Consider the following 18,805-nt stretch of genomic DNA (forward strand, 5'->3'; position numbering starts at 1 on the left):
ACTTTAAAAGATACCCAACTTCACCGTTGGTACTCCCACTCCTATTTGCGTATTTACACTAGTTCTGGGTGTTCTATTCTCGTATTGTGGTTGGCGGTATCCATAATAGTAATACCCTGCATTTTGATACCAGTAGGCACTGTGATCGCAATGATTGTCACAATGATCGTGATGCGCTGCATAACCTTCTTTTTTACCTTGAAGATATGCGTTGTAGGCTCTTCTATTATTTTTCCGTAATTCCTTTTCGTATTGTTTTTGCTCCTTCCAAAAGACACGTTCTTCATTTTTACTTTTGACTTTAAACCGCTGCTCGTGTTGAGCGTCCTCTAAACCTCTTTGCTGATAATACGATAATTCATTTTTTGTTTGGACCTTGGTATCTTGATTAAATCCTGATTCTTGCGCATTCACCTTGGGTAAAAAACAAAAAATCATTAGAACTAAAATGCTTTTAACTGTTTTCATAATTTTTAAATTAGTGTTATTACAATAGTCTTGATTAATAACTACACTAATAAGACAACTCTAAACTAATTTACCCTACCTCACTACGCATTAATTGTATAAATTTATTTTATATTGCTTTTCATAAAGTCTATCACCTCATCAAACCTATCGCTCCAAGGATAGAAATATTGAACTACCATAGGGACATGCTTTTTATTTAATCGTATTGGTGTTACATCTGGCTGAAAGGGCTTCATGGCCGATAAAAAACGACTATTCGCTACTTTAATAAAATTGTAAGTTTTATCTCCAACATAAATTAAAAAAGGCGGTGTATTTTTATTTAAAAAATAAATGGGAGAAGCGGCTTTCCATTGCTCGGGATTTGAAGTCCAAGTGGTTAAATAATCGTCTTTTGAGGTGGGTGGATTTCCTTCTAAATAATTTTTCATATCCAATCCGGCTGCATCGTTGAGTATAATACCGGAAATACTGTTCGAATCAATGCCATATTTAGGATTCATTACTGCTAATGCGCCTAAATGTCCACCAGCAGAATGTCCTGTAATAAAGATTTGATTGGGATTACCATTGTATTGACTGATATTATTTTTAGTCCACTGTATTACAGACACAATTTGCTTTGCCATATCGTCATAAGTGGCGTTAGGGCTCAACGTATAATCTGGGATAACAGTGACCACTCCTTTACTTGCAAAATTTCTACCTAACAAATCATAGGTTCCTTTTCGACCGCTATTCCAGTTTCCGCCATGCACAAAAATTAACACAGGCACTTGTTCTGCACTTGATTTTCGGGGAACAAACACATTTAACTTTGGTGCTTTCAAGCTATTTTCTTTCTGAGATTCTAAGAATGAAACATCAGTATTTTTTTTAGCACCGCAATTTACGAAGAGAATTGCATTCAATACAACGAGGATAACTACTGGAAAACGCATATTTAATTTTTTTACTAATATAAGATTAAAAAAAATACTGGCTGTATTGGTTGTTCCAATAAAAACCAAAATAGCACAATAAGAATTCATTTTGTTTGCCTTTTCATTAAAAACAAGAGAACCCATAAAAAAGGCTATCCTTTAAAAGACAGCCTCGTTTACCTTATTTATAAATCAATTAGTTGAATTGTGTTGTCACATATTCCACTAGACTTTCATCACTCATCTTATTAGAAGTGCTTTCTTTCGTCTCCACATTTTTATATTGCGCAGTGTCCTTTAAATAGTTAATAAACTGTTCTTGAGCAGTACCCGTTCCTGTTACATGCAATTCATCCACATTTTGCATGTGAGCTGTGATGTTTTTGAATAGTTTGCGAAGCAAATCTCTCTCGGCATTATTGGCAGCATTTTCGCTGGTGTTGTAACCCTGTCCGTCTACGGTTTCGTGTCCTAATATTACAAAATCACCCGAATCTACATTTTCTCTTCCAACAATGGTTGCATGATGTGTATCCATCCAAACTCCAAACTGTTTTTTATTTTTCTCTGACATAATTAATTGTTTATTTATTAAAAATTTTATTGTTATCGGATTATAAAGAGTACTACTAATACTTCAATCTATTATATTTTAAAGATACCATAATTAATCTAAAACAAAATAAATATTAACAAACAATTAATTGTTAAACGGCCTCGATTCATTATTTTTTGTTCCAAAAAAACTTCCCAAATATGTTTAAATTTATTCCGATGTAGTATAACATCTCGGCTAAAAAAGCAGTTAAAATCCACCAAATCAAATTTCTTCTGGACTCCACGATAACTACCTAATTCATACTTTTCAACACGATTTCAATTTGGAGTTTTGCATTGCCTTTATTGTTTGTACCTTTACTTTCAAAAAACAAACCACCAAATGAGAGTAAAATGTACGAAGGGCTAAAAAAGTATATAACTAGCAGAACCGTCATTAGTGAGAAGGAAATGGACTTGATTTGTTCCTTTTTTACACCTTTAAAAACAAAGCGAAATGAAATCTTGGTTCGTTATGAGGAAATATGCCAGCAGTATTATTTTGTAAACAAGGGCTGTATTAGACTTTTTACAATTAACAAAGAAGGAACGGAAACCTCTCGTTTTTTTGCTTTTGAAGGCGGTTTTGGAACGGCTTTACCCAGTTTTATCGATCAGCAACCCGCTTTTGAATATTTACAAACTATAGAAAAATCTGAGTTGTTGGTAATTTCAAGAACTGACTTCTACCATCTTGTAGCAACACTACCTGAATTTGCACTTCTGTACAGAGAAATTCTTGAATTAGGTTTTATAACGGCTCAAAAACGCATTTATGGTTTTCAGGGCTTTGATGCCTTGGAAAAAGTTAAATGGATTATAACCAACCAACCTCATTTTTTACTACGTGTGTCAAATAAAATGGCCGCTTCGTATTTAGGAATTTCTCCTTCTACCTTAAGCAGAATAAAATCGAAACTGTAAAACGTTGACATAGGACAATGTTTTAGATCCTGATCCTTTTTAATTTTGTAAAAAAATTGATCATGAAAACAAACTCTTATCTCTTCGTACTACTTCTTCCGCTAGTTACAATGGCACAAATCAGTACTAAAAAAAGTACGCGCGACACCCCTTTAATTATAAATACGGCAGAAAATTACACTATAACTTCCGAACAGTTATCACTAAAAGCAGCCTTTCAAATAACAAAGCAAGCACGATTAGCAGCTACAGCACTAGGCAAAAATGTCACCATTGCTGTGCTCGATGCCTCAGGACAAATCATCATGCTTACGCGAGGCGAAACGGTTGGCCCACACAACACCGAAGCAGCTCGAAGAAAAGCCTACACGGCATTATCGACTAAAACGCCAACATTGCTCCTATCCAGAAATGCGCGATTGAACCCAGATACACAAAATTTAGCCATCCTACCCGAACTTTTACTCTTGTCTGGAGGTTATCCGTTGTGGCATAACGATCAAGTAATTGGAAGTATTGGAGTCGCAGGCGGAGGAAGTCCTGAAAATGATGATTCTATCGCTAAATCTGGAGCAATCATCGATGCTCAAATCACAACTCATTAATTTTAAAAACAAATAATAATGAAAAATTTACTTTTTAGCTTACTTTTTACAGCTTTCGCAACAGCATCTTATGCGCAAAACAACAACAACTATCAATTGTCTAGTCATATTCTAGACATATCAAGTGGAACAGCCGCAGTTGGCGTACCGGTTACCTTAGAAAAATATGATGAAAGCACTAAAATATGGTCTTTCGTTGATGAAAAAACAACCGATAAAAATGGTCGAATTACCGATTTTCTGAATTATAAAGAAGCTAAAAACGGTATTTACAAACTTAGATTTCTAGTTGCAGATTATTTCAAAAACAAAAAAACAGACAGTTTTTATCCTTTTATAGAAGTTGTATTCCAAATTAAGGATGCCAATCACTATCATGTTCCCATTACGCTTTCCAGCTATGGATATGCAACTTATCGAGGTAATTGATTGTAATACATTATTAATTCATCAAAAATTAAAACCATTATCCTTACTGGTTTTAATTTTTAAAACCGACGCTAATTCAGCTTTCTAATTGTATTTTTGTAACAGTAGGATTTAAATAAAACGAGTTCTAATCTTAAAACAAAAAAAAATGGAAGTAGCCAAAATAATTAAAGAAAAAAGAGGAACTATTGTCGATGTGCGTACTTATGATGAATTCATGGGTGGCCATGTGGTAGGTTCCATTAATATTCCATTGAATGAAATACCCCATAGAATGCAGGAAATACAAGAATTAAAAGCACCATTAGTGGTCTGTTGCGCCTCTGGAAATAGAAGCGGACAGGCACAAGTTTTTCTGACGGCACATGGAATTGAATCTTACAATGGCGGTTCGTGGCTGGATGTGAATTACCTTCAAGCTCAATCTGAATAACGGGAAAAGTAGGTAAAACAATTAGGCGGTAGCAGTACCAAAATAAATTATTTTTCTCCTTAGAATCAGCAGTTAGTCAGGCCAAACTATCGGTTTGATTACTAATGCTTTAAATTCATTGTACAGTAATCTACGCGGTCTAGAACGAACTAACATAGGTACTCGTTTTAGATGTATTCAGGAAATTCAAGTAATTTGGCAAAAAGTATTTTGCATGCAATGGGCTGTGCAATAGCCTGTTTTGATACCAGCAGCATTAATCTAGAAGACAAAATTAGTTGACAAAAATGTTCGTTTCAGCACTCTAAATAATACAAATCTTATTTATAATTAGTTAATTAACAGTTGTTTAAAAATTAATATGTTTAATTTTATTGCACTTAAAAGTTAAGTAAGCATTGGATAGGAGAACCTATGAATTCGGTCGTTTCTCCTTTAAAATTAATCTTAAAAACTACCGTTATGAGAACCGCAATTAGTAAAAACGAAAGCATTAAAGGTACCGCAAAAGGAGAAACCAATTCGACACATGGATTACGAGATTTATTTGAAGTTGGACTAAAAGATATTTACTGGGCGGAAAAAGTATTGACTAAAACCTTACCTAGAATGATGAAAAATGCGTCATCACCAGAACTAGTTAACTCTTTGAAAAATCAGCTGAATGAAACGCAGGAGCATGTAGCTCGCCTCGAGAAAATTTTCGAAACTACTGGAGTTGCAGCTACAGCTAAAAAATGTGAAGCCATGGGCGGCATATTAAAAGAAACAAATAGCCTTATCAAACAAACCAGTCACGGAGTAGTTCGCGATGCAGGAATTATTGCAGCAGACCAAAAAGTAAAGCATTATGAAATTGCCACCTATGGTACGTTGCATGCCTATGCAAAAACATTAGGAGAAAATAAAGCGGCAAACTTGCTAGCGATGAGTCTTGATGAAGAGAAAAAAACAGATGCAGCGTTAAGTGAAATTGCGATGTCACAGATCAACAGACAAGCCCATAAGGCTACTGCAATTACCAACACATAGGAGTAGGATTGTACAAGAGCATGAAAATTTATTTTCCTATATAAAAAAGAGAGCCCGCATGTAGCGGGCTCTCTAATGAATTATAATTTCTCCTTGAAAGAAAATCTTTTAAAAAAAAATAAAAATGACAGGCGTTACTCAGCCAGAGCGGGATAATCAATATATCCTTTCTCAGTATCAGTGTAAAATGTTGTTTGGTCTGGCGTGTTTAATGCTGCATCCGCTTCAAAACGAGCCACTAAATCAGGATTAGCAATAAAGGGAACTCCATAAGCAACAAGATCTGCATCTCCGTCTTCAATAACTTTGACACCCGTTTCTTTCGTAAAACCTTTATTGATAATTAAGGTTCCTTTGTAAAACGGTCTGAAATGTTTAGCCACTTCAGTAACGGCAAAAGGTACCTCAGTGACATCGGTAAAAGGCTCCGTTAAATGTACGTAAGCTAAACCATAATCATTCAATCGGTTTATAATATATTCATGCGTTGGAATCGTGCTTTCATCTAGCATCATTCCTTGTGCATTATGCAACGAAGGATTCAATCGAACACCAACTTTAGCGTAGTCAATAACGCCATCAAAAGCGTCTAGAATATCAAATAAAATGCGAGATTTATTTTCTATGGAACCGCCGTATTCATCCGTACGATGATTGGAATAACCATTAAAAAATTGTTGCAATAAATAGCCGTTGGCGGCATGCAACTCTACTCCATCAAAACCGGCTGCGATTGCATTCTTCGCTCCGTTTTTAAAATCTAAAACGGTTTGCTTGATGTCTTCAATCGTCATTTCTTTTGGTACAACTGTATCTACAAAACCATCATTGGTGTATGCTTTTGCAAATGGATTTAAAGCTGAAGGTGCGTATGGCAATTCGCCATTATGCAAATCTGGATGCGATAGTCGTCCAGTATGCCACAATTGTGCAAAAATTGTTCCTCCTTTATCATGCACTGCTTTGGTAACGAGTTTCCAACCTTCGGTTTGTGCTTCGCTATAAATTCCGGGTACATTAATAAAACCCACTGCCTTTGTACTTACAAATGTACCTTCGGTAATAATTAAACCCGCTGTAGCTCTTTGTTCGTAATATAAAGCCGTTAAAGCAGTAGGAACATTTCCGTCATTATTGGAACGGCTTCTTGTCATTGGTGCCATCACCATTCGGTTTTTTAACGTGCGAGTTCCCAAAGTATAGGGTTGGAATAAAATTGATTTGCTCATTTGATTTTTTTTTTTAAGAATTAGTATTTGGCAACTGGGTATTGGTTTTCAAACCAACACTTGTAAAAAAAGTTGCCAGAGTTGTCAAAGCTTGGATGTCATTTCCTTTCATTATAAGAGTGTCCTTATTCTGATCTGTTGATTCGATACCCTGCATCACTTTCGAAAAAGGGAATAAGTACTGAAAATCGGAACTGGAATTTTTTAGGGTAATCGTACTGTTTTGGTTTCCCAAAATAAGTATCATTTTACCTGTAGCCACATTTATGATTTTCTCCACCAGATTTGCATTAGCAACAGCATCACATGAAAAAATAATAACATCGGCTTCCCAACTTGCATTAGTGGGACAGTCCATCATCTCTAGATTTGCCTTAGGATTTTCTAAAAGCAACTGCGAATACACTTTTGTAAGAACCATAGCATCAGCATCAAAAACCAGAACAGCATTGGTTTCAGCTATTTTTTTGGCTATTTGAATACTTTTAGCATCTGAAACTCCAAGTAGTGCAACTGTTTTTTTATTGGACATCAACTTTTATTTAGGGTACAAATTTAAGGCTGCAGCATAAAAGTTTCTGTTGATGTACCACAAGAAATTCTCTTGATTTAAATCAATTAAAATTAACTCTTGTTGCTAATTTGTTTGCGAACGCGACTCAATGTTTCTGGTGTAAGTCCAAGATAAGAAGCAATCATGTGTTGGGGAACTCGTTTGACAATTCCAGGATAAGCATTTCCTAAATTGATGTATTTTTCTTCGGCAGTTTCGGTTAAGGCCGAATTTATTCTGGCTTGATTCGCAATATAGGCATTTTGCAACAGCAAGCGTTGGTATCTTTCGAACATGGGGATTTGATCCATCAAAGCTTCTCTGGCTGCTGTTGTCAGCAAAAGTAATTCAGAATCCTCGAGGGCTTCAATGGTATAAATGGAATGGCTATTGGTCAAAAAACTAGACAAATCAGTAATCCACCAACCTTCGATGGCAAATTGCACAAGATGTTCATTTCCTTTTTCATCTATATAAAAAGAGCGAAGTATGCCTTTTTCAATAAATGCGTTGTAGATACAAATGTCTCCCTCTTGTAACAACGTTTGTTTTTTACGTAACTTTTTTGGAATAAAAAAAGTTTTACATAACTCCATTTCCTCTTGGGTCACTATCACTTTTTCCTGAATGCTTTTGAATAATTGTTGAAACATGGTTGCAAGGTACTAAATACTTGATACTTCATAAAAAAAGTAGTCCATTAAAAAAACACAATCCTTAATAACTATTGATAAATCTAAAAATGGAACTAGACATAAATCCAATAATCTGATTATCTTTGCACAGTCTAATTTTAACACACAAATGAAACCGAACACACAACAATTAAACGATTTAACAATCCAAGTCAGAAGAGATATTCTTCGAATGGTACACGCAGTCAACTCAGGTCATCCAGGTGGTTCTTTAGGTTGTACTGAATTTCTTGTCGCTTTATATCAAAATATCATGGACCGCAAGGAAGGTTTTGATATGGACGGTATTGGAGAAGATCTTTTCTTCCTTTCAAACGGACATATTTCTCCTGTATTTTACAGCATTTTAGCAAGAAGCGGTTATTTCCCAGTATCGGAATTAGCGACTTTCCGTTTGATCAATTCCAGATTACAAGGTCACCCAACTACACATGACAGTTTACCGGGAGTACGCATTGCATCTGGTTCTCTTGGACAAGGATTATCAGTAGGAATTGGTGCTGCACAAGCTAAAAAACTAAATGGGGACAACCATATTATTTACACGCTTCACGGCGATGGTGAATTGCAAGAAGGTCAAAACTGGGAAGCCATCATGTATGCTTCTGCAAAAAAAGTAGACAATCTTATCGCTACAATCGATTTAAACGGAAAACAAATTGATGGTTCTACTGACGAAGTTTTGGCTATGGGAAGTATTCGTGCTAAGTTTGAAGCTTTTGATTGGGATGTTTTAGAAATTGAAAAAGGAAACGACATCGAAGCGATTATTGCTGGTATGAATGATGCCAAATCAAGAACTGGAAAAGGAAAACCAGTTTGTGTATTGTTGCATACTGAAATGGGTAATGGTGTTGATTTTATGATGTACAGTCATGCTTGGCACGGTAAAGCGCCTAATGATACGCAACTTGACGTTGCTTTAGGTCAAAATTATAATACTGGAGGTAATTCAGATTATTAAGTATTAAGATTATTGAGTAACAATTTCTGATCCATGCGATGGCCAAATGGCGAAACATTTCAGAATTTTTTAATCTTTCAATTTAAAAAGAATAATGAAAAAATATACAAATACAGGAAGTAAAGATACACGTTCGGGTTTTGGAGCGGGAATGACTGAATTAGGTCAAAAAAATGAAAATGTTGTGGCACTTTGTGCGGATTTGATAGGTTCTTTAAAATTTGATGATTTTAAGAAAAATCACCCGGAGCGTTTTTTCCAAATTGGAATTGCGGAAGCCAACATGATTGGAATTGCAGCTGGATTAACTATAGGTGGTAAAATCCCATTTACAGGAACTTTTGCTAACTTTTCTACAGGAAGAGTATACGATCAAATTCGTCAATCAGTAGCGTATTCGGAGAAAAACGTAAAAATCTGTGCTTCGCACGCAGGTTTAACTTTAGGAGAAGACGGTGCAACACACCAAATCTTAGAAGACATTGGTTTGATGAAAATGCTACCAGGAATGACTGTAATTAATACGTGTGACTACAACCAAACGAAAGCGGCTACATTAGCATTAGCAGATCATCATGGTCCAGCTTATTTGCGTTTTGGTCGTCCAGTAGTGCCTAACTTTATGCCTGCAGACGAACCTTTCGTGATAGGAAAAGCAATTGTTTTAACAGAAGGTTCTGATGTAACGATTGTTGCCACAGGACATTTAGTTTGGGAAGCACTTATTGCAGCTGAAGCATTAGAAGCGCAAGGAATATCTGCAGAAGTAATTAATATTCATACGATCAAACCTTTAGATGAAGAAGCGATTTTGAAATCATTGGAAAAAACAAAATGTATTGTTACTGCTGAAGAGCATAACATTTTGGGAGGTCTAGGAGAAAGTATTTCTAGAGTTCTAGCTTTAAACAGCCCCTTACCACAAGAGTTTGTGGCAGTAAATGACAGTTTTGGAGAATCTGGAACACCAGAACAATTAATGGATAAATACAAATTGAACAATCAAGCAATTGTTGAGGCTGTAGAAAGAGTTATGAAAAGAAAATAATCTTTTTATTTGATTCCAAAAAAAAACCAGTTCGAATTTATAAACGAACTGGTTTTTTTATGCTTTGAATGCTTCTAATTACACTTCACTAAATGTCTTTTGATTCTGTCAGGATTAGTTGTGTTACCATCACAGCTCGGAATAGATTCAAAAGGAATAATAGTACCATTTGCTGCTGTAATTTCAGTTCTTGTGCTTACGCCGTCCCCATCATCATCTGTATCTAAATAATTAGGAATTCCATCTCCATCTGTATCATCTGGATTTGCAACTCCTGTAGCTAAAACGCGCATGTATCCATCACCGTTAACATCTTCGAGATAATTAGGAATACCATCATTATCAGAATCAACTCTGTTAATTTCGTATAATTTTATACTAAAAACTAGAGGCGCATAAGAAGGGATATTAGCACTTCCTGAATTAAAATATCCCAATCCTGAAGGAATAAAAAGAATTCCAGCACCAAAATTCTGGTATGAAACTGTACCGTCAGCATTTGAAGAGTACGTTCCTGTTTTAAATTGAGGGAACGATTCTCCCCATCCAACTATCGTTGAAGTTAGATTAAAAAATTGTTGAGGACTCCTAGCTTCTTCAAAAAAAGTAGGCGTTAGTGTTTCTACTTCAGCAACTTTAGTGCGCCCTAAGTACTCTCCTTTATATGCAGTCAATACCCTATCTGTATTTGAAGGAGACTGGCCTACTCCTTCTCGCAAAACTACATAGTATAATTTATAAGTGATATCGTGAAGTTTAACTTCTTTGCTCAAAAGTTTAGGAAAAGTAGTGCTGTTTAGATAAGACCAAATAGAAGACTGAGACCCTCCTGTAGGAATTTTTGTTATTTTAGTATCAACATCTGGCGAAACATCTTCGATATAATAATTTTTTAAATATTCTTCAATATCATTTAAATCAGTAGCATATTGCACCGCATAATCTCTTGGTGGAGTTATTGGTGCTACATCATCCTTTGAGCATGAAAATAAAGTGATAGTTGTAATAAATAGAATAAAATAATACTTAAATTTGTTCATTATAGCTAATTTTTTAAGTGCGCAAGATACAATATTGATTGATTTTTGTAAACTATTTAACTCCGATTTTAGAAAATTTATGAGAATAGATAAATATTTATGGTGTGTGCGGTATTACAAAACCAGAAACATGGTTACCGAGGCCTGTAAAAAGAATCATGTAACGGTAAATGGCCTTGTTGCCAAACCCTCTAAGGAAGTTTTTCCTACCGATAAAATCACTTTTAGAAAAGATCAAATTACCCAAACCATTACGGTTTTAGACATTCCTGAAAATCGCGTAAGTGCTAAACTGGTCGATATTTATAGAAGAAATGATACACCGGCTGAAGCGTATCAACATTTGGAACTTTTAAAATTATCCAAAGAACATTATCGGAAAAATGGAACTGGACGGCCTACTAAAAAAGACCGTAGAGACATTGACGAATTTGGAAATGAAATCAAAACTGAAGAAGAAGATTAGTTTCAAAAACGAAGAGGCATAGGTTTAATGCTCGTGCAAAACCTAAATTTTAAAAACATTTGCAAAAGCATCTTGAAACCTTAAACAAGCAAAAAAAACAAAAAACAATGAGCAAAAATATAATTTTAACAAATCAGGAAATAGAACACAAAATAAAAAGAATTGCATACCAAATCTACGAGACCTTTGTGGAGGAAGAAGAAATTGTCATTGCCGGAATTGCAGCCAACGGTTTTATATTTGCAAAAAAAATAGCGCAGGTGCTAGAAACCATTTCGCCAATTAAAGTTTCTCTTTGCGAAGTACAAATTAACAAACAGAATCCGGACTTACCGATCCACACTTCCTTATCAAAAGAGCAATATGCCAACAAAGGCCTTATTCTTGTGGACGATGTATTGAATTCAGGAACCACATTGATCTATGCCGTACGACACTTTATAGACGTTCCTTTGAAAAAATTTAAAACCGCCGTTCTAGTAGACAGGAATCATAAAAAATACCCTGTAAAAGCAGATTTCAAAGGAATTTCTCTCTCAACCTCATTATTAGAGCACGTTCAAGTGGTATTTGATGAAGACAATGATAATTGCGCGTATTTAAGCTAAAAGGTCCATAATATCCACCACCGTCTGATGAATTGTTTTATCATCAACCACCACCTTATATTGTGCTTGATTGTAATAAAAACTTCGTTCAAAAAGATGGATTGCAATAAACTCTTTCATTTCGCCCTCACTTTTATTAGCAATTAGAGGGCGTTTACTTTTATTAACTGCCAATCTTTGAAACAAAGTTTCAATGGAAGCTTTCAGATAAATAGAAACAACACCTTCCCCTTTTAGCAATTCATGATTATTGGCATAACATGGTGTTCCTCCCCCTAAACCAATAATTAACGATTCAGGAGAATGCAACAATTCGACAAAAATTTCATGTTCTAACTTTCTGAAATAAATTTCTCCATGCTTTTCAAAAATAGCATTTATCGATAAATTCGTTTTCTCTTCTATCTTTTTATCCAAATCTACAAAAGGGATTTTGATATTTTTTGATAGACTGTTGGCAATTGTAGACTTACCACACCCCATGTAACCTAATAATATAATTTTTCTCATAGAATAAAACCTTATAAATTAAGGCGTTAAGATTTATTGTTTAAAAAAGACAAATTTATAATAAAATTGCTTGGAAAACTCCAAAATAAGTCCTTATATTTGCACCCGCATTCAAGGAAAGAATATGACTCGATAGCTCAGTTGGTAGAGCACATCACTTTTAATGATGGGGTCCTGGGTTCGAGCCCCAGTCGGGTCACAATTTTAGTGATCAACACATAATTTTCTTGAAAGCATTGACTCGATAGCTCAGTTGGTAGAGCACATCACTTTTAATGATGGGGTCCTGGGTTCGAGCCCCAGTCGGGTCACTAAAGGTCGAGTAATTTATTACTTGGCCTTTTATTTTTTTAGGCCACGTGGAGAAACGGTAGACTTGCCAGCTTGAGGGGCTGGTGCTCGCAAGGGCGTGTGGGTTCAAATCCCACCGTGGTCACATTTAACCCCTAATCTAGGGACTTAACAGAGGTTTTAGTCAACATTTAGTCAACCAAGTTGAAAAGTGTGTGATTAAAACCTTTTTTATTTGCTTCGATCTGAAGCTCAAAATAAGTTTACTTTATTGAATTTCATATATTATCACCTGTGCAAAGTAAAACTAATTAGGATCATAATGAGTTTTTCATAATTTCTTAAATTATAAATTGACGTCATCAAGACTTACTTTCTCGTTAACGTGAAAACGCTCCATACTTGTTCATGAATCAAAAGAATCGATTTTATGAATACAGAAAACTCAAAATTCACGTCAATTCACGTTACTTTCCCGTCGACGTGAAAAATTAGTCCCGTTCCCGAGAAATATTTTTCTCGTTACCAAGAAAATTATTTTCACGTTAACGAGAAATGCAACTCAGATCCTAAATAGATTAAGCGTTGAATTAACATAACCGATGCACCATTCAATATCACCAAAAGTGGGTATTGTTTTATAAAATGAATCAACGTCTATTTACAAATCAAGGAACAAGGTTAAAACAAAAGTGAATGCAAACTAGAATCAACGAAATTTATTTTAATTAGTACTTGTGGAAAACCGTAAAATTATACAAATGAGATAGTCTATTTTTGATGTTCAAATCAAAGTCTAATTCAATAAGGCGTTTCGAAAGGAAAAAAAGTTTTTTAAAACACAAAGTCTATTTATATTACTTGTTGTGTTTAAAATCCTATTTTTACAAAGAGATTAAAATAGTATAAAAATTCACAGCATCATATTTCATAATGGCAAAACAAGTAAAAGCAAAAAAAGAAAAATCAATAGAAGAAACCCTTTGGGATTCAGCAAATAAACTCCGTGGAACAGTAGAATCATCAGAATACAAGCACGTAGTACTGGGGTTGATCTTTTTAAAATTTGCCAGCGATAAATTTGAAGAACGTCGCAAAGAACTTATTGAAGAAGGCAAAGACAAGTTCATCGAGATGAAGGAGTTTTACAACATGAAAAACATCTTTTTTCTACCTGAGGAATCTCGTTGGTCATTCATTATACAAAATTCCAAACAAAACGATATTGCATTAAAGATTGACACCGCTCTACATACCGTAGAGAAAAACAATCCTGCTCTGAAAGGCGCATTGCCAGACAATTACTTTTCCCGATTGAACATGGATGTGAGTAAGCTCGCCGCCTTATTAGATACCATCAATAATATTGACACCATAAAAGACAAGCAACAAGACATTGTAGGTCGTGTGTATGAATATTTCCTAAGTAAGTTTGCGCTTGCCGAGGGAAAAGGAAAAGGCGAATTTTACACCCCAAAAAGCATTGTGAATCTAATTGCCGAAATGATCGAGCCTTACAAAGGCGTAATCTATGATCCAGCTTGTGGCTCTGGTGGTATGTTTGTACAATCGATTAAGTTTATCGAAAACCACCACGGAAACAAAAAAGAAATTTCCATCTACGGACAAGAATATACGGCTACGACTTATAAACTAGCCAAAATGAACCTCGCCATTCGTGGTATTGCGGCTAATTTGGGCGATGTTCCTGCAGATACTTTTGGGCGTGACCAACATCCTGACTTAAAAGCCGATTACATTATGGCGAATCCTCCTTTTAACCAAAAAGATTGGAGAGCGAGTGATGAATTAGTAGATGATCCACGTTGGAGAGGGTACGATGTTCCTCCTACCTCTAATGCTAATTATGCTTGGATTTTAAATATGGTAAGCAAACTCTCTGAAAATGGTGTGGCTGGATTTATCTTGGCGAATGGGGCGCTGTCTGGCAGTGGTGATGAATACAAAATTCGTAGAAAACTGATTGAAAATGATGTAGTAGAAAGTATTGTAATTTTGCCACGATCTATGTTTTATACCACTGACATTAGTGTAACACTATGGATTTTAAATAAAAATAAAAAAGAACGAACAGTTACTTTACCCGATGAAACTAGAAACTATCGCAATAGAGAAAACGAAATCTTATTTCTTGATTTAAGAGAAAAAGGAATTCCATTCGAAAAGAAATACACGCAATTTTCAGAAGAAAACATTCTAGAAATCACACAAGCCTACCACAACTGGCAAACTGATTTAGAGAAATACACCAATGTCCCTGAGTTTTGCTATTCTGCTTCGCTTGAAGAAGTAGTAGCTAAAGATTTCTCATTAGTCCCGAGTAAGTATATTGAATTTGTAAACCGTGATGAGAACATTGATTTTGATGACAAAATGAATTCTTTACAAACTGAATTTTCAAAATTATTGAAGGAAGAAGCTAAATCCAAGATTGATTTATTAACCGTTTTCAAAGAATTAGGTTATGAAATTGAATTATAACCGTTTAGGTGATTACATTACCAAAGTAGAAAAAAGAAACAAAGATTCTCGCATTACTGATTTAAGAGGTTTAAGTATGACTAAAGAATTTAGACAATCGACCTCAAATATTGTAGGAACTGACATGTCTGTGTATAAGGTAATGCTTAAATGGCAGTTTGCTTGTGATTTTATGTCGGTTATTCGAGTTCATAAATTTCCTGTAGTGTTAAAAATAGATGATGAGCCTAATTTAGTTTCTCCCGCTTATCCAGTTTTTGAAGTTAAGAACTTAGAACAGCTAAATCCAGAATATTTAATGATGTGGTTTAGAAGATCCGAATTTGATCGATATGCAGATTTCAAATGCGACAGTGCTATTCGAGGAGGCTTTGATTGGGACGCGCTATGTGATTGTATGTTACCAATTCCTTCTCTAAAAAAACAACTTGAGATTGTAAATGAATACAAGACCATTCAAAATCGAATTAAGCTCAACAACCAACTGATTATTAAACTCGAAGAAACCGCACAAGCGATTTACAAACAATGGTTTATAGATTTTGAGTTTCCAGATGAAAATGGAAAACCGTATAAAAGTACTGGTGGAGCGATGGTTTGGTGTGAGGAATTGGATAAGGAGATTCCGATTAACTTTGAAACTATTACTTTAAAAGAACTCATTGATTATAAAAAAGGAAATCCTTTTAAATCTTTAGAATATGAAAAATCAGGTATACCAATAATTAGAGTTTCAGATTTATCAAAAAAATCAATTGACTTGTCAAAATGTCATTATTTAAGTGAGAAAAATTCGTTTAAATATTTAGATTTCGCAATTTTAACTAATGATATAATTATTACATCTGTGGGTTCATGGCCTCAAAATCCTGAATCAGTAGTTGGTAAAGTAGTAAAAGCTCCTGCTATCAAGCAAATTGGTTTTATAAATCAAAATATGATTAGAATCAGAGCAAAGAAAAGCACTTTGCAATTATTACTTTATACTTCATTGTCAACTAAAGAATTTTCTGATTTTGTTATTATTGGTGCTCAAGGAAGTGCAAATCAAGCAAGCGTTACCATACAGCATTTGTTTTCATTTACTTTATGTTTTCCAAAAGAAAGCTTTCCGAAAGAAAATTTATTACATTTTAATAAAATATATGATCTAATGGGTTTGTATGAAGTTGAAAATTTAAGATTAATTGAATTGAAGGATTTATTGTTGACAAAAATGACAAAAGTAAAAACTGAAACACATATTCTAAATTAATTTATATGGCAAGTTTTAAAATATTATTTAGCGATTATTTCAATATTGACAAATCAGTTTTAGATCTTTATGGTGCCTTGAATTTATGTTTGTCCTCTGATTTGCCATTGTTTGTAGATCCTTTTCTTTTATTTGCTTCAAAAAAACAAGAATATAAACTACTTCACAAAAATATTGTTGAACATTTAGTTATTTTAAAAAACATAGCAGTTGAGAACGGCACGACGGCTGGTAAAAATAATCTTTTTAAGTTTCGTGAAATTAAACAGAATTGGCTAGGGATGTCAAAATACGGAAATGAAGGAAAAGGATTAGGAGCCAAATTTGCCAAAAATGTAGTTGAAGCTTTTAATGGATTTTATAATTCCTTTGGTAATGAAGTAATCACTGAAGAATCTCATATTGAGAAACTAACCATCCTTAATTCAGGTGTAGGGAAAGACTTTATTAGTGATTTTACAACAAATTTGATACTTGAATATTTATTAAGCTACACCGAAGAATTTGCTTTAAAATATTTAGAACCAAATCAAATCAAAGAATTCAATATTAGATGTGTATTTGATGAAAAATTAAAAGTTTGGTTACCCAAAAAATTCAAACTACCTTTTTTTTATTTAGAGGGAAATGGTGATTTTATAATTTTAACTCCTATTGATATATTAACTAAAGATGATTCCATAATAAATAATAATGAGTTTTTTTCCAATTTTAAAAGCGTTGCTAACTCAATCGATAATCATAGTTTAAGAGAATCTATTAATCAATATTTCAGATCTCAACTACCGAAAAAACCTAAGAAGGATGATGTTAATTATGCTATCAAAAAGACATCACTCCTTTTTCCTGAAATTATTGACTACTATATTAGATTAAAAGAGGAAAATAAAGAAGCAGCTACTAAATTATCCAAAGAAAAAATTCAAGAAATCTTAGATGAATTAATAGATTCATTAACCCCGTTATGTGATTATCTCTTAAAACACAGTGATTTTTATTCAATTGTCCCTACCAATAGTTATGATGAATCCTTGAAGAGGGTCATGTTCTTAAAAAGTGTAATTGAAGATAATGATGGGTATAGGATTTTTTATAATGATGGAAAAGCAATTAGCAAGGAAGATACAATTCAAAGAATATTTAGATTAACATGGTATGCTACTCCATTTGATGTAAATGCTGAAGTAAATAATGGACGTGGCCCAGCTGACTATAAAGTTTCTTTCGGTGGAGAAGATTCAACGATAGTTGAATTCAAGCTTGGTAAATCGTCATCATTAACTAGAAACCTAGAAAATCAAACGAATATTTATAAAAAAGCATCAAAATCTGCCAATGATATAAAGGTGATTTTATGTTATACAGAAGGAGACATAAAGAGTGTCAATAGAGCTTTGACAAGATTAAATTTATTAAATCAAGAAAACATAGTAATTATTGATGCAGCGCCTAAGAGGTCTGCATCTACAGTTAAAGGTCAAAAAAAACATACAATTTTACCTTTTAATAATTTGCCATTAGCAAAAATGACAAAGAGTTAAAATACAATTTAAACATTATGAATTATATTCAAAGTACATCAGCTTTTCACGTAACTTGGTTAAGAAAGATCAATCCAGTTTACCGATTATTAAGTGATATAAAATACATTGAAGATTTCTTTGAAAATGGAAATATTTATCTGTCTAGTTTTAATAATTTCAAGAAGTATGAAGATGAGATGCAAGGAGATAAAACTGAAGGCCATAATTTAGTTGGAGGATTTAACGGAAATAATGCTTCTCATTATATCTCTTATGAAGGGGGTTTTAAAGCCTATGTTTTATGCGCAACAAATTCTCTCAATGAAAATGTGAAAAAGGATTTTAAAGGTGTTGGAGCAATCAAAATAAATGATCCTGTTAATTTTGGTAAAGAAATTGCAAGAAAAATGCCTTATGTTACTACAGGAATTGAAGGAGATTGTATATATGGAGATTCTAAAACACAAACATTAAAAGAGGAACAAAATAAAATTTTTCAAAATATTGATTTTCAAAATCCAACAATGATAAGGGAGGAAATCACTCAATTAACTTTGGGAGTTGAAATGTTTATGAAACATAAGAAATATGAACATCAAGATGAACACAGATTATTATGGTTTTCAGAGGTTGAAATCCAAAATGGAATACTTGTTCATTGTCCTGAAGCAACTAAATATTGTGATAAAATAATATTTTAGATAAAT

General features: G+C 33.9%; 21 protein-coding genes and 3 tRNA genes. 16 read left to right on the plus strand and 8 right to left on the minus strand.

All coding sequences use genetic code 11. The annotated features are described in order from the left end of the window. Nucleotides 1–3 precede the first annotated feature (3 nt). The 3 genes from IWX83_RS12990 to IWX83_RS13000 all read right to left on the minus strand — a co-directional run bounded on the left by IWX83_RS12990 (nucleotide 4) and on the right by IWX83_RS13000 (nucleotide 1,968). Nucleotides 4–468, minus strand: a complete 465-nt coding sequence (locus IWX83_RS12990; RefSeq protein ID WP_073350975.1) for a hypothetical protein — start codon at nucleotides 466–468, stop codon at nucleotides 4–6. Between the two features lie 104 nt (nucleotides 469–572). Further along, the gene (locus tag IWX83_RS12995) at nucleotides 573–1,502 is read right to left on the minus strand and encodes an alpha/beta hydrolase (RefSeq protein WP_370568419.1); all 930 of its coding nucleotides are present in this window, start codon (nucleotides 1,500–1,502) and stop codon (nucleotides 573–575) included. 88 nt (nucleotides 1,503–1,590) lie between these two features. After that, on the minus strand, nucleotides 1,591–1,968 hold the full coding sequence (locus IWX83_RS13000; RefSeq protein ID WP_073350973.1) for a hypothetical protein: 378 nt from the start codon (nucleotides 1,966–1,968) through the stop codon (nucleotides 1,591–1,593). A gap of 377 nt (nucleotides 1,969–2,345) precedes the next feature. Between IWX83_RS13000 and IWX83_RS13005 the strand changes: the two genes are divergently transcribed. The 5 genes from IWX83_RS13005 to IWX83_RS13025 all read left to right on the plus strand — a co-directional run bounded on the left by IWX83_RS13005 (nucleotide 2,346) and on the right by IWX83_RS13025 (nucleotide 5,414). Then, a complete protein-coding gene (locus IWX83_RS13005) occupies nucleotides 2,346–2,915 on the plus strand; it encodes a Crp/Fnr family transcriptional regulator (RefSeq protein WP_073351066.1) in 570 nt (189 codons plus the stop codon). Between the two features lie 62 nt (nucleotides 2,916–2,977). Further along, nucleotides 2,978–3,520: a heme-binding protein gene (locus IWX83_RS13010; RefSeq protein ID WP_196830201.1), complete on the plus strand. Its 543-nt coding sequence runs from the start codon at nucleotides 2,978–2,980 to the stop codon at nucleotides 3,518–3,520. 18 nt (nucleotides 3,521–3,538) lie between these two features. Beyond that, nucleotides 3,539–3,949, plus strand: coding sequence for a hydroxyisourate hydrolase (gene uraH / locus IWX83_RS13015; protein WP_073350969.1), 411 nt, complete (start codon nucleotides 3,539–3,541; stop codon nucleotides 3,947–3,949). Between the two features lie 148 nt (nucleotides 3,950–4,097). Then, nucleotides 4,098–4,382, plus strand: coding sequence for a rhodanese-like domain-containing protein (locus IWX83_RS13020; protein ID WP_073350968.1), 285 nt, complete (start codon nucleotides 4,098–4,100; stop codon nucleotides 4,380–4,382). Nucleotides 4,383–4,844: 462 nt separating this feature from the next. Further along, the gene (locus IWX83_RS13025; protein ID WP_196830203.1) at nucleotides 4,845–5,414 is read left to right on the plus strand and encodes a ferritin-like domain-containing protein; all 570 of its coding nucleotides are present in this window, start codon (nucleotides 4,845–4,847) and stop codon (nucleotides 5,412–5,414) included. Between the two features lie 134 nt (nucleotides 5,415–5,548). Here the strand turns inward: IWX83_RS13025 and IWX83_RS13030 are convergent, their stop codons facing one another. The 3 genes from IWX83_RS13030 to IWX83_RS13040 all read right to left on the minus strand — a co-directional run bounded on the left by IWX83_RS13030 (nucleotide 5,549) and on the right by IWX83_RS13040 (nucleotide 7,849). Next, on the minus strand, nucleotides 5,549–6,643 hold the full coding sequence (locus tag IWX83_RS13030; RefSeq protein WP_196830205.1) for an alkene reductase: 1,095 nt from the start codon (nucleotides 6,641–6,643) through the stop codon (nucleotides 5,549–5,551). A gap of 13 nt (nucleotides 6,644–6,656) precedes the next feature. Further along, nucleotides 6,657–7,175: a hypothetical protein gene (locus tag IWX83_RS13035; RefSeq protein WP_196830207.1), complete on the minus strand. Its 519-nt coding sequence runs from the start codon at nucleotides 7,173–7,175 to the stop codon at nucleotides 6,657–6,659. A gap of 92 nt (nucleotides 7,176–7,267) precedes the next feature. Further along, nucleotides 7,268–7,849: a Crp/Fnr family transcriptional regulator gene (locus tag IWX83_RS13040; RefSeq protein ID WP_073350961.1), complete on the minus strand. Its 582-nt coding sequence runs from the start codon at nucleotides 7,847–7,849 to the stop codon at nucleotides 7,268–7,270. Between the two features lie 151 nt (nucleotides 7,850–8,000). On the opposite strand from IWX83_RS13040, the gene IWX83_RS13045 reads away from it, so the two are divergent. Together IWX83_RS13045 and IWX83_RS13050 are read left to right on the plus strand one after the other, a co-directional pair. Next, entirely contained in the window at nucleotides 8,001–8,855 is an 855-nt protein-coding gene (locus IWX83_RS13045; RefSeq protein WP_073350959.1) for a transketolase, read from the plus strand. A 94-nt stretch (nucleotides 8,856–8,949) separates the two neighbouring features. Then, nucleotides 8,950–9,903, plus strand: coding sequence for a transketolase family protein (locus tag IWX83_RS13050; protein ID WP_196830209.1), 954 nt, complete (start codon nucleotides 8,950–8,952; stop codon nucleotides 9,901–9,903). Between the two features lie 74 nt (nucleotides 9,904–9,977). Here IWX83_RS13050 and IWX83_RS13055 read toward each other — a convergent pair whose 3' ends face one another. Further along, complete coding sequence (locus IWX83_RS13055; protein WP_196830211.1) at nucleotides 9,978–10,943, minus strand: FKBP-type peptidyl-prolyl cis-trans isomerase; 966 nt, start codon at nucleotides 10,941–10,943, stop codon at nucleotides 9,978–9,980. 79 nt (nucleotides 10,944–11,022) lie between these two features. Between IWX83_RS13055 and IWX83_RS13060 the strand changes: the two genes are divergently transcribed. After that, complete coding sequence (locus tag IWX83_RS13060) at nucleotides 11,023–11,409, plus strand: RNA-binding S4 domain-containing protein (protein ID WP_196830213.1); 387 nt, start codon at nucleotides 11,023–11,025, stop codon at nucleotides 11,407–11,409. Between the two features lie 107 nt (nucleotides 11,410–11,516). Beyond that, complete coding sequence (locus IWX83_RS13065; protein ID WP_196830215.1) at nucleotides 11,517–12,017, plus strand: phosphoribosyltransferase domain-containing protein; 501 nt, start codon at nucleotides 11,517–11,519, stop codon at nucleotides 12,015–12,017. On the opposite strand, the gene IWX83_RS13070 is transcribed toward IWX83_RS13065, so the two are convergent. Beyond that, a complete protein-coding gene (locus tag IWX83_RS13070) occupies nucleotides 12,009–12,527 on the minus strand; it encodes a shikimate kinase (RefSeq protein ID WP_196830217.1) in 519 nt (172 codons plus the stop codon). The genes IWX83_RS13065 and IWX83_RS13070 overlap by 9 nt on opposite strands. Nucleotides 12,528–12,653: 126 nt before the next feature. Between IWX83_RS13070 and IWX83_RS13075 the strand changes: the two genes are divergently transcribed. From IWX83_RS13075 to IWX83_RS13105, 7 genes are all read left to right on the plus strand, one after another. Next, nucleotides 12,654–12,726, plus strand: a tRNA-Lys gene (locus IWX83_RS13075). 39 nt (nucleotides 12,727–12,765) lie between these two features. After that, a tRNA-Lys gene (locus IWX83_RS13080) sits at nucleotides 12,766–12,838 on the plus strand. 42 nt (nucleotides 12,839–12,880) lie between these two features. Further along, nucleotides 12,881–12,963, plus strand: a tRNA-Leu gene (locus tag IWX83_RS13085). 788 nt (nucleotides 12,964–13,751) lie between these two features. Then, the gene (locus tag IWX83_RS13090) at nucleotides 13,752–15,320 is read left to right on the plus strand and encodes a class I SAM-dependent DNA methyltransferase (protein WP_196830219.1); all 1,569 of its coding nucleotides are present in this window, start codon (nucleotides 13,752–13,754) and stop codon (nucleotides 15,318–15,320) included. Beyond that, the gene (locus tag IWX83_RS13095) at nucleotides 15,304–16,575 is read left to right on the plus strand and encodes a restriction endonuclease subunit S (protein WP_196830221.1); all 1,272 of its coding nucleotides are present in this window, start codon (nucleotides 15,304–15,306) and stop codon (nucleotides 16,573–16,575) included. The genes IWX83_RS13090 and IWX83_RS13095 overlap by 17 nt, the downstream gene beginning before the upstream one ends. A gap of 5 nt (nucleotides 16,576–16,580) precedes the next feature. After that, complete coding sequence (locus tag IWX83_RS13100) at nucleotides 16,581–18,116, plus strand: hypothetical protein (RefSeq protein ID WP_196830223.1); 1,536 nt, start codon at nucleotides 16,581–16,583, stop codon at nucleotides 18,114–18,116. Between the two features lie 17 nt (nucleotides 18,117–18,133). Beyond that, entirely contained in the window at nucleotides 18,134–18,799 is a 666-nt protein-coding gene (locus tag IWX83_RS13105; RefSeq protein ID WP_196830225.1) for a hypothetical protein, read from the plus strand. Nucleotides 18,800–18,805 lie beyond the last annotated feature (6 nt).

Source organism: Flavobacterium sp. CG_9.1, assembly GCF_015751645.1.
In the GTDB taxonomy this organism is placed as follows: Bacteria; Bacteroidota; Bacteroidia; order Flavobacteriales; family Flavobacteriaceae; genus Flavobacterium; species Flavobacterium xanthum.

Bases quoted from the DNA above. Each gene is read 5' to 3' on its own strand.
- IWX83_RS13000 (WP_073350973.1), bottom strand. From the start codon at position 1,968: ATGTCAGAGAAAAATAAAAAACAGTTTGGAGTTTGGATGGATACACAT.
- IWX83_RS13045 (WP_073350959.1), top strand. From the start codon at position 8,001: ATGAAACCGAACACACAACAATTAAACGATTTAACAATCCAAGTCAGA.
- IWX83_RS13055 (WP_196830211.1), bottom strand. From the start codon at position 10,943: ATGAACAAATTTAAGTATTATTTTATTCTATTTATTACAACTATCACT.
- IWX83_RS13010 (WP_196830201.1), top strand. From the start codon at position 2,978: ATGAAAACAAACTCTTATCTCTTCGTACTACTTCTTCCGCTAGTTACA.
- uraH (WP_073350969.1), top strand. From the start codon at position 3,539: ATGAAAAATTTACTTTTTAGCTTACTTTTTACAGCTTTCGCAACAGCA.
- IWX83_RS13065 (WP_196830215.1), top strand. From the start codon at position 11,517: ATGAGCAAAAATATAATTTTAACAAATCAGGAAATAGAACACAAAATA.
- IWX83_RS13020 (WP_073350968.1), top strand. From the start codon at position 4,098: ATGGAAGTAGCCAAAATAATTAAAGAAAAAAGAGGAACTATTGTCGAT.
- IWX83_RS13100 (WP_196830223.1), top strand. From the start codon at position 16,581: ATGGCAAGTTTTAAAATATTATTTAGCGATTATTTCAATATTGACAAA.
- IWX83_RS12995 (WP_370568419.1), bottom strand. From the start codon at position 1,502: ATGAATTCTTATTGTGCTATTTTGGTTTTTATTGGAACAACCAATACA.
- IWX83_RS13035 (WP_196830207.1), bottom strand. From the start codon at position 7,175: ATGTCCAATAAAAAAACAGTTGCACTACTTGGAGTTTCAGATGCTAAA.
- IWX83_RS13090 (WP_196830219.1), top strand. From the start codon at position 13,752: ATGGCAAAACAAGTAAAAGCAAAAAAAGAAAAATCAATAGAAGAAACC.
- IWX83_RS13050 (WP_196830209.1), top strand. From the start codon at position 8,950: ATGAAAAAATATACAAATACAGGAAGTAAAGATACACGTTCGGGTTTT.
- IWX83_RS13040 (WP_073350961.1), bottom strand. From the start codon at position 7,849: ATGTTTCAACAATTATTCAAAAGCATTCAGGAAAAAGTGATAGTGACC.
- IWX83_RS13095 (WP_196830221.1), top strand. From the start codon at position 15,304: ATGAAATTGAATTATAACCGTTTAGGTGATTACATTACCAAAGTAGAA.
- IWX83_RS13030 (WP_196830205.1), bottom strand. From the start codon at position 6,643: ATGAGCAAATCAATTTTATTCCAACCCTATACTTTGGGAACTCGCACG.
- IWX83_RS13025 (WP_196830203.1), top strand. From the start codon at position 4,845: ATGAGAACCGCAATTAGTAAAAACGAAAGCATTAAAGGTACCGCAAAA.
- IWX83_RS12990 (WP_073350975.1), bottom strand. From the start codon at position 468: ATGAAAACAGTTAAAAGCATTTTAGTTCTAATGATTTTTTGTTTTTTA.
- IWX83_RS13005 (WP_073351066.1), top strand. From the start codon at position 2,346: ATGTACGAAGGGCTAAAAAAGTATATAACTAGCAGAACCGTCATTAGT.
- IWX83_RS13060 (WP_196830213.1), top strand. From the start codon at position 11,023: ATGAGAATAGATAAATATTTATGGTGTGTGCGGTATTACAAAACCAGA.
- IWX83_RS13070 (WP_196830217.1), bottom strand. From the start codon at position 12,527: ATGAGAAAAATTATATTATTAGGTTACATGGGGTGTGGTAAGTCTACA.
- IWX83_RS13105 (WP_196830225.1), top strand. From the start codon at position 18,134: ATGAATTATATTCAAAGTACATCAGCTTTTCACGTAACTTGGTTAAGA.